Raw genomic sequence first — 14,898 nt, 5'->3', positions numbered from 1 at the left:
GCCTATTTCGTATCAGCTACGGCGGGGTTAGAACGGCCCCAGCTTGAGCGGGTACTGGATGACGACATACAGCCGGTCGATGTCATCGCCGGCCTGGCTGCTGTTGGCGCGATGGGTGACGTGGGACAGTTGCAACGACAGGTCCTTGGCTGGGCCTGACTGCACGATGTAGTGCAGGTCCAGGTCGCGCTCCCAATGGCGTCCGCCGTCACCTTGTTGTGGACGGTAACTGCCGGTGTCGGTATCGAACGGGTTGTACGCACCGCCTTGGGGGGCATGGCTGCCGTCGATCCCGCGTCCCGTCACATAGCGGGCCATGAAGCTCAGGCCGGGGATGCCCAAGGTGCCCAGGTCGAGGTCGTAGCGCGCTTGCCATGAGAGCTCGCCGGGGCCGTTGAAGTCGGCATATTTGATCGAGTTGGCCAGGTAGATGGAGTCGCCGCCGACGAAATCGAAGGGCGTGTCGCCGTTGATTTTCTGATAGGCCAGGGTGAACGCCTGGGCATTGATCCGGTATTTGCCACTCAGGCTATAGGCGGTGGTGTCGATGGCCCCCGCGATGGCCTTGCCATCGTCGCGGGTGTGGTAGAGGTTGCCGTCGAGGAACAGCTCGCCAAGCGTGGTGTGCAGGTTGGCGTAGTACTGGCGCCAGGTGTCGCTCAGTTCGGAGGCATAGAGCGCACCACCGAGGGTTTGGCCGCTGAGCAAGTCGGCGCCGATGAAATCGATGGCGCCGTGGCGCGTCGTCGCCCCATAGCCGGAAAAATCGCCCTTGCCGGTCGAGGCGTCCTGATTCTTGAACGCGCTGAAATGACCCGCTTGCAGGTCGATCCCTTCGAACTCACGGCTGGAGAGCAGCAGGCCGCTGGCGTACTCCGGTTGCAGGCGCTTGTCTGCGGTGTCGAATACCGGGTTTTCCACGGTCATTTCACCGAGTGCCAGGGTGGTTTTGGAGGCTTTGAATTTCAGCGCGCCGCCGGCACTGGCATAGCGCTCTTCGCTTCGCCCTTCATCATCCAACGGCAGAAGCCCCGTACCGGAATGCCCCTTGCCGCCGTCCAGTTTCAAACCCAGGAAGCCGTGGGCGTCGAGGCCTACGCCGATCGTGCCGGGGGTGAAGCCGGACTCGAACGAGGCGATGAAGCCTTGGGCCCATTCCTGCTTGTAGCTTTTGCCTGCTGGGGTCGGGGAGCGGTAGTCGCTGTTGAGGTAGAAGTTGCGGCTGAGCACTTCAAGGCTCGCCCCGTTGAGAAACCCAGGCGCGCTTTGCGTGGTCTGCGCGGCCATCGCCGGGGTGAGCGCTGCAAGGAGCCAGAGCGGTTTCAGCGAGACGGATGCCAACTCTGAGGCGGCATTTTTCGGTGCAAACAACATGCTTCAATTCCCGGGTGAAAAATGAGTTGCCGACACCCGACACCGCCAGGCAAACGGGCTGATGCCTTCGCTGTGGGTGAAGATGTGGCAAAAGTGCGCCTGATCGCAGAACCCACATTCCAGGCTGATCTGCGTCAGGGTCAGCTCGGTCTCCCTGATCAGTTGCTTGGCCCGGGCGATACGCTGACCACGGATCCAGGCCTGGGGAGACTGGCCGGTGCTGCACTTGAAGGCCCGGGAAAAATGACTGCGGGACAGGGCGCAGGCCTTGGCCAGTTCAGCAATTTCCAGGGTGTCGCTCAGGCCGTCGAGAATCATTTTCTTGACCAGGCTTTCGCGCCAGGGAGACAGGCCTCCGGTGCTGGTTTTGCGCGTTGGCTTGAGCGGCGCCCTGACGGTGGTGTGCGATGCGTGAGCCATGACAAAAATTCCGTGTCAGTGGAAATTGCCCGGCGCACCGCGCGGTGGGCCGGCCGTTTCCCGCTTGAGAAAGCAGGTCTGGGCAGAGAGATGGCTTCATTCTTGGGCGTGGGGCGCGAGCGTGCGAGTTAAACGTTGTTAATTGCACTCACTCAGCACATGGCTGCAATTTTTTGCGCTGTGAGGCGAGTGCACGATGGCCGTCTCCGGCTGGTGTATAAATGGCCGTTCTTCCCTCAACCCGCGAGACTCGGCGTCAGCGCGTTTGGACCTGAGCCTGCAGTTGTCCCCCGACAATGGATATTTCCTTGAACTGCGAACCGTCGCGCACAACGAACAATGCGTCCATCGCGCGTTCTTGTGCCAAGCGGGGGCCTTGGGTTTCGCCCAATACCATCAGAGCTGTGGCCCAGGCGTCGGCGAGCATGCATGAGCCCGACACCACCGTGACGGCCGCGAGTGCGTTGCACAGGGGGGCGCCGGTGGCCGGGTTCATCGTGTGGGCGAAGGACTGCCCCCTGACGTCGACCCAATGTCGGTAATCCCCGGATGTGGCGATGGCGGCGTCGCAGAGTTCCATCACCCCCATGACTTCACGCACGCCTCGACAGGGCTTTTCCATGGCCACGGCCCAAGGCTGCGCGTCAGGTTTGCTGCCGCGGGCGCGCATCTCTCCGTCAATGCCTACCAGGTAGCGCGTGATGCCGTACCTGTCCAGGCAGCGGGCCAGCTCATCGACACCAAAACCTTTGGCGATGCCGTTCAAGTTGAGGTTCAGCGGTGCCTGTTTGCGTACTTGGTTGCGTTGGGAATCAACGATCAGCGCTGTACTGGTCGAGCGTCGAGTGGGTGCGGGCAACCCATCGAGCGCCAGTTCGGTGATCGACCGTTCGCCGGGACCGAAGCCCCAGGCGTCGATCAGGTCGCCGATGGCGATGTCGAAGGCGCCGCCCGATTGCCGGCTGACGCGCAACGCCGCAGACAGGACCGTGGCCAGTTCCTCGGGCACTGCTATCCATTCCTGCAAAGGCGCAGTGTTGAGGCGGTTGAGGTCGGAGTCGGGTTTCCAGGTCGACATTTGCTGGTCTACCCGGGCCACGGCGCCCGCCAGGCTGTGGCTGATCGTGCGGGTGTCGAGTTCGGTTTCAGCATAGAACAGGGCGGTGTAGCGGGTGCCCATGGTCTCGCCGTTCAGGCTGTAGCGTTGCAATTCAGTAGACGTCTTCACGATAGCGTCCTTGTGCCTTGAGGGTCCGCACATTCAGGTTGAGCGGTGCCAGCACTTCATCCAGGGCCAGCATCACACCCTTGGCCATCTCGCGACCGCCGCATACCAACACCTGGGCGCCTTTCTCAATCAGCCGGCGCAAGATCAGGGCGTCGCTGATCAGCCGGTCTTGCACGTAAGAACGGTCCTTGACCTGGGAAAAGGCGGCGTGCAATGCCGTGAGACGGTGGTCCGCCAAATAATGGTTGAGTTCGGATTCGTAAAGGAAATCCGAGGTCGGATTGCGCCCGCCCCAATACAAGTGCATGGGATGGTGGGCCCTGTTGTTGCGGATAAAACCGGTCAAGGGACCGATGCCGGTACCGGCGCCGATCAGGATCACCGGATGAGCGCCCGACGCGGGGCGAAATTGTGGGTTCGGCTGGATAAAGGCTTGGATCGGCGCGCCGATGTGCAAGCCGTGAAGATATTCCGAGCACACGCCGCCTTTGTGTTTGCGGACACAGATCTCCAACACGCCGTCCTGTGAATCGCAGGCCAGGGAATAGAAGCGTGGGATGGGGCTGCCCGGCGGCACAATGCCCACCAGATCTCCGGCTTCAAAGTCCGGCAACCTTCCCGCCGCCTTGAACCGCAGTACGTGTGTAGGTGCATCCACCTGCTCGCCATAGGCAATGCGCTCGGCCAGCACCAGTTGATGGGTTTGTGGCTGCCGCGGGGTGTGGACCAGCGTCAGGTCGCGCCCCAGCGCTTCACCCAAGGCGTGGCCCCAACGAGCAAATTCCTGGGACGATTGGCGATTGATGGTTTCCAAGTCCATCAACGGCGCGCCACCGGCTTGCACCAAGGCTGCCTGCACCTGATGGGCAAACTGACAGAACTGCGCAAACTGTCGGTCACCAAAGCCCAGCACGACAAACGGCTGGCCAGGTTTGAGCCCGGCTTCGGCCAGTCGTGCCAGGAATTGCGAAGCCGAGGCCGGAGCATTGCCGTCACCGTGGGTCGCCGTGAGGATGAACACCCGTTGAGCGTTGATGTAGTGGTTGGCGTATTGATTCATCACCGCGCTATGCACGCGGTGACCGGCCTGGTGCAAGGCATCATGCAAGGCGTTGGCAAAGCCCCAGGTAGTGTTGGTCTCAGTGCCCACCAATATCACGCTGTCGGCGGCTTGCGCAGCGCTGTTATGGCGGATGTTCGGCCCGGCCTGGCGGCGGCGCCACCACATCAGGATGCCGGTGATGCTCATCAAGGGCACGCAGAGGGCACAGAGGCCCAGCAACAGGCCCAGCCACCAGAGCCCTTCACCGGTGTGCAACTGATAGATCAATTCGTAGACGTTGTGCATCGAGTCATGGGCTTGATAGGACAGCAGGGTGCCGCTGGCCGGGTCCACGTAGCCGTCGCCCTGGGCCGTGCGCAGGGAAAACACGTCTTGCGGATTATTCGGGCTGGGATAGACGAGCTCGTGCAGGTCATTGAGGTCGGTGGCCTGCAACGCTTGCAGGTTCGCCACCGGCAAGGCCGGGCCTGCGCTGATGTGGTCGGGGAATGCGGGCTCGCCCTGACTGCCGTCGGCGATGAAATCGAAGGTCGTGGCACACATGTAGAGCCCGCTCAGTGCCGATAGCAGCAGCCCAAGTAACGCCAGGCGCCCAACCTGCGCGTGCCAGCGCTGGCTGAAATTGCCCTGCAACGGCCGCAGCAGGTTGCGCCAGCCGCCCACCCGCCGGACCAGCAACAGCGCGCCGGACACTGATAGCACCAGCATGAACAGCGCGCCGACACCCGCCACCCCGTGGCCCGGTGTGCCAAGAAACAGCGAGCGGTGCAAGTCTTTCATCCAGCGCGAGAAAGCGGAAGGTTCGTAGGGAGCCAGGCCTTGCCCGGTCAGTGGGTCGACCTTTTCGGCCCCGACCTGGCCGGCCTGATTGAAGTAGACGATGACGGTCCCGGACGCTGTGCGCTGGATCTGCTCCACGCCCGGAAAGTGGCTGGCAACGCGTCCGGCCAACTGTCCGACATTGACTTGCCCGGCCCTGGTGGCGGTGCCGCTCAGGCGTTCCAGGGCCGGATCGACAGACAATATCGCGCCGCTGATGGCCAAGAGCATGACCAACACGGCGGCGATCAAGCCGGGCAGGGAGTGGAGCTGGCGAAGCATGTTCGGCCTCCGAAAAGGTAGGTGCTACAAATCGTAAGTAAAGGATTCGACGTAGGTATTGCCCGCCGCCGGCTTGCCCGCGCCTTCAGTCGTCAGAGGCACGACGACATCGGCCCGAGCATCGCGTTTGTCCTCCACGGCACTGTCGATACGGATTTGATACCCGGCGTCGATCAGGGTGTCTGCCAGCTCGACGCTGACTTTGAGCGTGTCTCCACTGCCGACACTGGCGCCGCTGACGCCGTCGAACTCGCTCGGGCTCATCTTGCTGCCACGGGCCCAGTCGGCCAGGTGCTTGTAGTACTTGGCCTTCTTGCCGGCCACCCAGAGGGTTTTCTGATATTGGCCGCTGGCGTCCGTGAGGTAGATCGCCAGGTAGGCATCATTTCCGCTGTAGCGCTTGAGCGCGGTCGTCAGCGTCACCTCACGGGCCTGAGCCAGCCCCGGCAGAACGATGGCGCCAGCGAGGCAGGTTGCAGCGATAATCTTTTTCATGGGGTTGTCCTTTTGATCGTTAGGTCCAGAGCCTGTACCGGCTTGCTGACAGCAACCTGAAAGGCCGGGCAAGCGTGTCGAAATGTCACGGTGTGGTCGCACGGTCGAGGTAATCCCTGGCGTCGTCATCGTCGCGGAAGTAGATCTCAAGCTTGCGCAGATGCAGCGACGCCGGTGAGTAACGGGCTTCGATGACATTGCCTTTGCGGTCCAGGCCCTTGAGCTTGTAGCAACCGTCATCGACCTTGATGCGCTGCACGCTCCAGCCGTGTCGCTGTTCTACCTGCTGGCGCAAGGTTTCCCGTGGTTGCCAGTCGCTGACCGGTTCGCTGCAATCGTCATCGGCCAAGGCGTAGCCGTTTATCAGCACACTCACCAGCGCAGTGCTGGCGATAAAGCCTGGTTTCATGATCTGTCTCCTGCCGGGGTTTCTTCGTTGGCATACCCTACGGTGCATTCCTGACAACCAGCTGAATCTTCAGATTCACGTCAGGTAAGGCGGATAAGGTGCTGCACGACCACCATCACAGGAGCTGCCAGATGCGGGTTTTATTGGTTGAGGACGCGCCAAGGTTGGGGGAGGCGGTGCGCGAACAGATCGCCGATGACGGCCACGCCGTCGATTGGGTGCAATGCCTGGCTCATGCGCGCAACAGCGTACGCACGACCCCTTACGACCTGATCCTGCTCGACTTGATGCTGCCGGACGGTCGCGGACTGGATTTCCTGCGCCAGCAACGTGGTGCAGGGGATGCGACCCCGGTGATCATCCTGACCGCCCAGGACCAGATATCCGATCGCATCGCCGGGCTCAATGCCGGAGCCGATGACTATCTGGTCAAGCCGTTCGACCTGTTTGAGCTCTCGGCCCGTGTGGCGGCGGTGGCCCGTCGGTACAGTGGCAACCCCAACCCGCAGATCAGAATCGGCGAGCTGCACATCGACATGAGTGCTCGGACGGTCCAGCGGGCCGGTGTGTCCGTGGACCTGACGGCGCGGGAATGGGCGTTGTTCGAGGCATTCGTCCAGCGTCCCGGCGCGTTGCTGTCCAAGACGCAACTCGAAGAGCGCCTGTATGCCTTCGGCGCGGAGATCGAGAGCAACACGATCGAGGTCTATATCAGCCGGCTGCGCAAGAAGCTGGGTCGCGACTTCATTGAAACCGTGCGTGGCATGGGCTATCGGTTGATATCCCCATGAGTGCCTCGTTCAGCCTGCAAAAACGCCTTTGCCTGGGATTGACACTGGGCATGACTGTGCTTTGGCTTGCCGCGACCGTCGGCACATGGCGGGTGGTGCAGCATGAGTTGGATGAGATGTTTGACAGTGCGCTGGCGGAGACCGCGCAGCGGATCCTGCCCTTGGCCGTGCTGGAAATCAGTAATCGTGAAGATGCGGATAAGGCGCAACTGGTGGCAGCGCTGAAAATGCACAAAGAATACCTGACCTACTTGGTCCGCGATGCCCAGGGCAGGATCCTGATGCAGTCCCACGATGCCAATCCGAAAATCTTCAGCAAACAACCGATTGAAGGCTTCTCCACCACTGGAAAATACCGTCTGTATGGCGCCAGTGCGCTGCGCGAGTCGGTGTTCATCGAAATCGCCGAGCCCCTTGGGCATCGCCGTGAGGCTGCACGGGAAGCTTTGTTGGCCTTGCTCTTGCCGTTATTGGCGTTGATACCCGTCAGCCTGTTGGGCACCTGGTTGTTCGTACGCATGAGCCTGCGCAGTGTGCTGGCCTATCGGCGTGCCGTGGAGACCCGTGGCGCGGGCGATCTGTCGCCGATCAAGGTGTCGCACCTGCCGGCGGAAATCAGCCCGTTGGCGGATGCGGTCAACCATTTGCTCAAGCGCTTGCGCAAGGCCTTGGAGGCCGAGCGCAGCTTTACCGCCAACAGCGCCCATGAATTGCGCACGCCATTGGCCGCGACCTTGGCCCAGGTCCAGCGCCTGCGCCATGAAGCGCCCGAGGGCCCGTTGCGGCTGCGTGCGGCGAAAATCGAACACTCGCTACGCGAATTGGCGCGGCTCTCGGAAAAACTCATGCAACTGGCCAAGGCCGAGGGCGGAGGACTGTTGTCGGAGGCGCCCCAGGACCTCATTCCGTTGCTGGCCCATGTGGTCGATGAGTGGCGTCACAGCAGTGATCGGCAGATCGAGCTGCAGCTTCCTACGCAGGCCAGTGTGTACTCGACCATTGACCCGGACGCTTTTGGGATCCTTTTGCGCAACCTGATCGAAAATGCCTTGAAGTACGGTGCGGCCGCTCAACCCATTGAAGTCAGCCTCTCTGGCCAGGCGTTGCTACGGGTGGTCAACGGCGGGCCCGTGGTGCCGGAACCCGTATTGCAGCAGTTGACCGAACGTTTCGTGCGCGGTCAGAGTGAAGTCAGCGGGGCGGGGTTGGGTTTGGCGATTGTCAAAACGATTGTGCAAGGGGTGAACGGACGAATCATGCTGGCATCACCGGCAAAGGGCCGGCAGGACGGATTCGAAGTCGGCGTCTGGTTACCGCTCGCCTCGACGATCGAAGGTTGAACAGCAGGCTTGGCCTGCCATGCGCTCGCGTGTTGGGCGTTGGTTTTATCGCCAGGAGAAGGGCGGGCCTGAGCCCGCCCCCAAGTTATTGCTTGCCACTCCCCAGTGGTGGCGTCCGAGGTGGGATCATCCGTTTGGATCCCATCGACTCAAACGCCGAAGCCAATTGCAACAGCGTCGAATCGTCATAGGCGCGTCCGGCAAAGGTCAACCCGACAGGCATGCCGATGTCCGCCATGATGCCCATCGGCACTGTCACGGTGGGTACGCCCAGGTGGCGGATGGCGAGGTTGCCGTTGGCGACCCACACGCCATTGCTCCAGGCAATATCGGCAGACACCGGATTGATATCGGCATCTGCCGGCCCGACATCGGCAACGGTGGGGAAGATCACCGCATTCAGGCCAAGCCGATCCATCCAGTCTTCAAGATCGATTCGCCGGGTTTCTTCGAGTCCGCGCAGTCCATCGGGCAGGGTCGGGATCTGGTCCCAAGGCGTGATGCCCCGCTGGGCCATCTTCACGTATTCATCCATGCCGGCGGCAAGATCGTCCTCCCGGTTGGGCAGGGTGCCAGGGTCGTGGGGGAAGATCTTCGGTCCGTCGACATCGGCCAGACGATTCAAGTTCGGATCGCCGTTGGCCCGCAGGAAATCATCGAACGCCCAGGCCGACAGGTCCCACAGCTCGTGGTGCATGAACGCCTTGGATACCAGGCCACGAGTAAATACCGTCGGGGCACCGGGGCGATCGCCTTCGCAGTTGGACACCAGCGGGAAATCCACCTCGACCACTTCGGCACCACAGGCTTCGAGAGCCTTGCGGGCCTCTTTCCAGAGGTCGATCACCGAGGCACGGGTGATGATTCGCTGCCCTGTCGGACCACCAATGCCGGGCGTGTCCGCCGTACCCGCATCTGGGTCGGCGTTGATGTACATGCGCGGAACACCGAAGCGAATGCCCGCGAGTGCACCGATGCCACTGGCAAGGCTCGGATACGAGGCGGGACGAACCGAGTCGACGCTGGGAATCGGCACCCAGGGTTGCAGGCGCCACAGATCGCCACGGGTGTCAGGGTCGTTTGCCACCACTACGTCCAGCACTTCGAGAAGATCAGCCATGGTCCTGGCGTAGGGCACGACAACGTCCATCGTCGGGGTCAACGGCCAGTTGCCGCGCACCGAGATCACGCCACGCGAAGGGGTGTAGGCGCACAAACCATTGTTCGACGCCGGGCCGCGTCCACTGGACCAGGTTTCTTCTGCGAGCCCAAATGCGGCAAAACTGGCCGCAGTTGCCGTACCCGCGCCATTCGAGGAGCCCGAGGCAAACGGTGCGGTGAGGTAATCGCCGTTATATGGACTCTCCGCACGGCCATAGACCCCGCGCTGCATGCCGCCATTGGCCATGGGCGGCATATTGGTCTTGCCCAGGCAGATCGCCCCGGCGGCGCGAAGTCGTTCGATGGTGAACGCATCACGGTAGGCCACCAGGTCCTTGAACGCCGGGCTTCCGGAAGCGGCGGTGAGGCCCTTGACCAGATAACTGTCCTTGGCCGTATAGGGAATGCCATCGAGCGGACCCAGGGTCTGGCCCTTGGCCCTACGGGTATCGGACGCCTGCGCTTGCTCCAGCGCATCGGGGTTGCGAACCACCACGGCGTTGAGGGCGGTGGGCGTGTCGGGGCCGTCGTAGGCATCGATCCGGGCGAGATAGGCCTGGACCAGCTCGACCGCAGTCGTCTGGCCGGACTCGAGGGCCGCACGCAGTTGGGCAATGGAGACTTCGGTGATTTCGATCATGCTATTACCGTCGCGGCAGAGGGATGACAGTGCAGGGCCGTACAAAATCAGATCCTGGCATCTCAAAGTGGATATTTATCGGCTTTTGCCCACTGTACTACGCCTGCAGTCTGAGGGTCTATTCGGTAATGGATTCTTCACCACTGGTCCACAAGGTACTCGGTTCATTCTTGACAACGATCCAGCCTGAGCAAATACTCGCCACCCATATTCATATATATGACTAGATAACAAGGTGAATAAGGTCAATGAACTCTCTCTCCAGCGATGTCCGCTTGCCGCTTTATCAACGTCTGCGCGACCAATTGGCCGAACAGATCGCCAACAATCGCTGGCGTCCGGGGGAGGCGATTCCTACCGAGGCCGCGCTTTCGGCGGAATACCAACTGTCCACCGGCACCGTGCGCAAAGCGGTCGATGCGCTGGTCAGCGAGGGCGTGCTGGAGCGCCAGCAAGGCCGCGGCACCTTCATTCGCCGGCCTCAGTTTCAGTCCTCGCTGTTCCGTTTCTTCCGGTTTCAAACCGCTGCCGGTGAACGCCGGGTGCCGGAGAGCCGCATCTTGTCTATCGAGCCAGTGCCGGCACCCTCGGCAGTCGCCCAGGCGCTGGGGCTGCCGGGCGACGCACCGGTGATTCGTATCGTGCGTGTGCGTCTGCTGGATGTGAAGCCGGTGCTCGCCGAAGAAATCTGGTTGCCGCGTAGCCGCTTCCAACCGTTGCTCGAGATCGACTTGAGTCAGAAAGGGCCATTGCTTTACCCCATCTATGAAGAAACCTGCGGCCAGGTTGTCGCCTATGCCGAAGAAACCCTCACCGCCGAATCGGTGAATGAGGTGCACGCGCGATTGCTGCAGGTACCGGTCAACAGTCCGGTGGTGGTGATCGAGCGCCTGGCGCGTGATTACGCCGGCACCCCCCTGGAGTGGCGTCGCTCTCGCGGGCATGCCGAGCATTTCCGCTACAGCGTGGAAATTCGCTGACCCATGCCGGGTTGACGGAGCGTTCAGCGGCCCGTCGGTGGCCGCTGTTTTAACCATTGTGTTTGCCATGACTGGCCCTGCAGCGGCGCGGTTCGCTCTCGGCTGCCTTTCGTTCCATTTATAAGGATAAAAATCATGTTCAGTTGGTATCGCCAAGTCACTGCGCGGGAGCGCAAAACGTTTTGGGCCTGCTTCGGCGGATGGTCCCTTGACGCACTCGAAGTACAAATGTTCGGCCTGGCGATTCCGGCATTGATCGCCGCGTTCGCCTTGAGCAAGGGCGATGCGGGGCTGATCAGCGGCGTGACCCTGGTCACCTCGGCCATTGGTGGCTGGGTCGGTGGCACGCTGTCGGATCGCTACGGTCGGGTGCGCACGCTGCAGTGGATGATTTTGTGGTTCTCGTGCTTCACCTTCCTGTCCGCATTCGTCACCGGTTTTCATCAGTTGTTGATCGTCAAGGCGCTACAGGGGTTCGGGATCGGTGGGGAATGGGCCGCCGGTGCGGTATTGATGGCCGAGACCATCAATCCCAAGTATCGCGGCAAGGTCATGGGCACGGTACAAAGCGCCTGGGCAGTGGGTTGGGGGCTGGCGGTCGGGGTCTTCACGCTGATCTATTCTTTTGTGCCACAAGACATGGCCTGGCGGGTGATGTTCATCGTTGGCCTGCTGCCGTCGTTCCTGATCATCTGGGTGCGTCGCAACGTGGAGGAGCCCGACAGCTTCCAGCGCCTGCAAAAAGACAAAGTCATCCCGCAAAGTTTTTTCAAGTCCCTGGCCGGCATCTTTCGCCCTGAACTGATCCGCGTGACGTTGTTTGGCGGGCTGTTGGGCCTGGGCGCCCACGGCGGTTATCACGCGGTGATGACCTGGCTGCCGACCTTTCTCAAGACCGAGCGCAACCTGTCGGTGCTCAACTCTGGCGGCTACCTGGCTGTGATCATCTTTGCCTTCTGGTGTGGCTGCGTGGTCAGTGGCTTGTTGATCGATCGCATAGGCCGGCGCAAAAACATCGTGCTGTTCGCGTTGTGCTGCGTGGTGACCGTGCAGTGCTATGTATTCCTGCCACTGACCAACACTCAGATGCTGTTCCTGGGCTTCCCGCTCGGTTTCTTCGCCGCCGGCATTCCGGCCAGTCTCGGAGCGCTGTTCAACGAGTTGTACCCGGCGGATGTCCGCGGTGCCGGCGTGGGGTTCTGCTACAACTTTGGCCGCGTGCTCTCGGCGCTGTTTCCGTTCCTGGTCGGTCACATGAGCGACTCCATGTCGTTGGGTTCGGCCATCGGCATCGATGCCGGGATCGCCTATGGCGTAGCCGTGATCGCGGCGCTGTGTTTGCCGGAAACCCGAGGCCGCAGCCTTGAAGCCTCGGCGGCATCGGTGCAAACCTCTGCCGGCGGGACCGAGAGCGCCCGAGCCTGATGACTTTCACCTCGATAGATGAAACCCATGCTTGATACCTGTTCCAAGCCGATCACCGGCATCGATGCCCACGCTCATGTGTTCAGCCGTGAGCTGAAGCTGGCCACTGCACGGCGTTATACCCCCGACTATGACGCCACGCTTGCGCAGTACCTCGAACATCTGCAAACCCATGGCCTGAGCCATGGCGTATTGGTGCAGCCGAGCTTTCTCGGTACCGATAACCGCTACCTGCTGGCGGCATTGCGGCAGGCTCCGGCGCAATTGCGCGGGGTCGTGGTGCTGGAGCGAGAGGTCAGCCGCACCGTGTTGGACGACATGGCCCGGCTGGGCGTGGTCGGCGTGCGTCTGAACCTGATGGGCAAAGCCTTGCCTGACTTTCGCGACGCCGCCTGGAGAGATTTTTTCGGCCACCTCGCTGAGTTGGATTGGCATGTCGAGTTGCACCGCCATGCCGAGGATTTGCCAGGGTTGATTCGTCAGTTGATGCCCTTTGGCATCAAGCTGGTGATCGATCACTTCGGCCGTCCTGATGCGCGGTTGGGCACCGATCAACCAGGTTTTGCTGAGTTGATCGAGTTGGGGCTGAGCGGGCGAGTGTGGATGAAGGTTTCCGGTATCTATCGATTGGCCGGGACGGATCAACAGAATCTGGAATTCGCCCGGGCTTCGCTGTCCCTGCTGGAGCAGAGTTTCGGCCCGCACCGTTTGGTATGGGGCAGCGACTGGCCACATACGCAGCATGAAAAAGACGTCGGGTTCGATACGGTGATAAGCCAGTTGCAAGCCTTGCAGTGCTCGGCGCCGCTTAAGCATGCATTGCTGGTAGAAGCCCCCCGGTCGTTGTTCAGGTTTTGAGGAGCAGGGCGCCGATCAAGAGTTGGAGCATGATTTCAATTATTGAGCCAGGGTCGAGGTTGTCTGGACGCTTGTTTCCTGGCGTCAAAACATATTTCCTCCGTGGCGTATCAAGCGCTCAACCTGGCAGCCGATACCCTTGTAGGTCCGATTAATTTCCGGGTTCGCTGAGGGTACGTCATGTTTAATAAGAATCTAAAAACTGAACTGGCGGCTAGGACAGCCGAATTGGCAACATACAAGGGATTAGTCGGCGCTCTCGAACGGTCGATGGCCGTTATCGAGTTCAGCCCGGATGGCAAGGTCCTGCGCGCCAACGAAAACTTCTTGAAAACCATGGGCTACCGCGCCGAGCAGTTGGCGGGGCTGTCCCATCGGGATTTCTGTACCCCCGCGCTGGCAGGCAGTGCCGAGTACCGTGAGTTCTGGAGTCAGCTGCGGGCCGGTCAATTCGTTTCCGGCACTTTTCAGCGACGCACCTCCCAGGGCCAGAACGTGTGGCTGGAGGCCAGTTATAACCCTGTAATGGATGAGCAAGGCCGCGTGGCAAAAGTCGTCAAGTACGCACTCGACGTCACTGCCCGGGTCGTCAGTGAGGCAGAAACACGCGGCAGTCTTACAGCACTCGATCGGGCGATGGCGGTGATCGAGTTCGATTTGAGCGGTAACGTCTTGACCGCCAATGATAACTTCCTCCATACCTTGAATTATTCGCTGGCCGAGATCAAAGGCAAACACCACCGGATGTTTTGCGAGCCGAACCTGGTCAGCGGTGCTGAGTACAGTGATTTCTGGCGTCGTCTGAATGCCGGTGAGTTTTTCAGCGGTCAATTCAAGCGCCTGGGCAAGCACGGCAAGGTCGTGTGGCTGGAGGCGAGCTACAACCCGGTCTACGATGCCGAAGGCAAACTGAGCAAGATCGTGAAGTTTGCCAGTGACATCACCGAGCGGGTAGAGAAGTTCGAAGAGGACTCCCGCGGCGCCTCCCGCGCTTATCATATCTCCGCCGAGACTGAGAAAGTCGCCGAACAAGGCGCGCAGGTCATCCAGCAGACGGCCAAGGAAATGCGCCAGATCGCCGACAACATCGGGGCATCCGGGCGTCTGGTCGGGCAGTTGGGGGCTCGTTCAGAAGAAATCACCGCCATCGTCAATACCATTCGCGGCATTGCTGACCAGACCAACCTGCTTGCGCTTAACGCGGCAATCGAGGCCGCGCGGGCAGGGGACCAGGGCCGGGGGTTTGCGGTGGTCGCCGACGAAGTCCGGCAGTTGGCTGGGCGTACAAGCCGTTCGACAGCCGAAATTTCCGAGATGATCGGCATGATCCTGTCCGAAACCCGCGACGCAGTCGCGAGCATGAGCGTCACCCATGAAGGCGCGCTGCGGGGCGTCACGCTGGCAGACCAGGCGGGTTCGGTCATCCTGCAAATCAGGGCTGGGACGACGGATGCACTCGAAGCGGTGAGCATGTTCGCGTCCAAGCTCGATGAGTCCGAAGTGATACCCAAGACGGCCGTTGGCTGGGTCGGCTGAACCCGCGTTCTTCCAGGTCGATCCAGGATTCTGGGTCGACCGCGAGATTCATACACACCCTCATTCCCTGTGGGAGC

Annotated in this window: 13 protein-coding genes and 1 pseudogene; 7 read left to right on the top strand and 7 right to left on the bottom strand. The window is 61.2% G+C overall.

From position 1 onward, the window contains the following. Positions 1-27 precede the first annotated feature (27 nt). The 6 genes from EPZ47_RS16805 to EPZ47_RS16780 form a co-directional block, all read right to left on the bottom strand. The gene (locus EPZ47_RS16805; RefSeq protein WP_135845826.1) at positions 28-1,374 is read right to left on the bottom strand and encodes an OprD family porin; all 1,347 of its coding nucleotides are present in this window, start codon (positions 1,372-1,374) and stop codon (positions 28-30) included. 3 nt (positions 1,375-1,377) lie between these two features. After that, positions 1,378-1,794 (bottom strand): helix-turn-helix domain-containing protein, encoded by a 417-nt coding sequence (locus EPZ47_RS16800; RefSeq protein ID WP_135845825.1) that lies wholly within the window; start codon positions 1,792-1,794, stop codon positions 1,378-1,380. A gap of 256 nt (positions 1,795-2,050) precedes the next feature. Beyond that, positions 2,051-3,022, bottom strand: coding sequence for an FAD:protein FMN transferase (locus tag EPZ47_RS16795; protein WP_135845824.1), 972 nt, complete (start codon positions 3,020-3,022; stop codon positions 2,051-2,053). Continuing rightward, a complete protein-coding gene (locus EPZ47_RS16790; RefSeq protein WP_135845823.1) occupies positions 3,006-5,186 on the bottom strand; it encodes a PepSY domain-containing protein in 2,181 nt (726 codons plus the stop codon). Before EPZ47_RS16790 ends, EPZ47_RS16795 begins: the two co-directional genes overlap by 17 nt. A gap of 24 nt (positions 5,187-5,210) precedes the next feature. Continuing rightward, positions 5,211-5,681 carry a DUF2271 domain-containing protein gene (locus tag EPZ47_RS16785; RefSeq protein ID WP_135845822.1) on the bottom strand — a complete coding sequence of 157 codons (471 nt, stop codon included), beginning with the start codon at positions 5,679-5,681 and terminating at the stop codon, positions 5,211-5,213. A gap of 85 nt (positions 5,682-5,766) precedes the next feature. Beyond that, positions 5,767-6,090: a PepSY domain-containing protein gene (locus EPZ47_RS16780; RefSeq protein ID WP_135845821.1), complete on the bottom strand. Its 324-nt coding sequence runs from the start codon at positions 6,088-6,090 to the stop codon at positions 5,767-5,769. A 131-nt stretch (positions 6,091-6,221) separates the two neighbouring features. Between EPZ47_RS16780 and EPZ47_RS16775 the strand changes: the two genes are divergently transcribed. After that, on the top strand, positions 6,222-6,881 hold the full coding sequence (locus EPZ47_RS16775; RefSeq protein ID WP_135845820.1) for a response regulator transcription factor: 660 nt from the start codon (positions 6,222-6,224) through the stop codon (positions 6,879-6,881). Further along, entirely contained in the window at positions 6,878-8,221 is a 1,344-nt protein-coding gene (locus EPZ47_RS16770) for a sensor histidine kinase (protein WP_135845819.1), read from the top strand. The genes EPZ47_RS16775 and EPZ47_RS16770 overlap by 4 nt, the downstream gene beginning before the upstream one ends. Positions 8,222-8,306: 85 nt before the next feature. Here the strand turns inward: EPZ47_RS16770 and EPZ47_RS16765 are convergent, their stop codons facing one another. After that, positions 8,307-10,022, bottom strand: a complete 1,716-nt coding sequence (locus EPZ47_RS16765; RefSeq protein ID WP_135845818.1) for an amidase — start codon at positions 10,020-10,022, stop codon at positions 8,307-8,309. A gap of 248 nt (positions 10,023-10,270) precedes the next feature. Between EPZ47_RS16765 and EPZ47_RS16760 the strand changes: the two genes are divergently transcribed. The 5 genes and pseudogenes from EPZ47_RS16760 (at position 10,271) to EPZ47_RS30850 (ending at position 14,821) form a co-directional block, all read left to right on the top strand. Next, positions 10,271-11,002, top strand: coding sequence for a GntR family transcriptional regulator (locus tag EPZ47_RS16760; protein ID WP_135845817.1), 732 nt, complete (start codon positions 10,271-10,273; stop codon positions 11,000-11,002). Between the two features lie 135 nt (positions 11,003-11,137). After that, on the top strand, positions 11,138-12,427 hold the full coding sequence (locus EPZ47_RS16755; RefSeq protein WP_135845816.1) for an MFS transporter: 1,290 nt from the start codon (positions 11,138-11,140) through the stop codon (positions 12,425-12,427). A 27-nt stretch (positions 12,428-12,454) separates the two neighbouring features. Continuing rightward, complete coding sequence (locus EPZ47_RS16750) at positions 12,455-13,285, top strand: amidohydrolase family protein (RefSeq protein ID WP_135845815.1); 831 nt, start codon at positions 12,455-12,457, stop codon at positions 13,283-13,285. Positions 13,286-13,465: 180 nt separating this feature from the next. Further along, positions 13,466-14,233 (top strand): annotated as a pseudogene (locus tag EPZ47_RS30855) (PAS domain-containing protein); the annotation flags it as partial. After that, a complete protein-coding gene (locus EPZ47_RS30850; RefSeq protein ID WP_238346761.1) occupies positions 14,207-14,821 on the top strand; it encodes a methyl-accepting chemotaxis protein in 615 nt (204 codons plus the stop codon). The pseudogene EPZ47_RS30855 and the gene EPZ47_RS30850, both read left to right, overlap by 27 nt. Positions 14,822-14,898: the final 77 nt, after the last annotated feature.

The organism is Pseudomonas viciae, assembly GCF_004786035.1.
In the GTDB taxonomy this organism is placed as follows: domain Bacteria; phylum Pseudomonadota; class Gammaproteobacteria; order Pseudomonadales; family Pseudomonadaceae; genus Aquipseudomonas; species Aquipseudomonas viciae.
The sequence above is the reverse complement of the archived record's forward strand: the minus strand, read 5'-3'. Positions and strand labels throughout refer to the sequence as shown.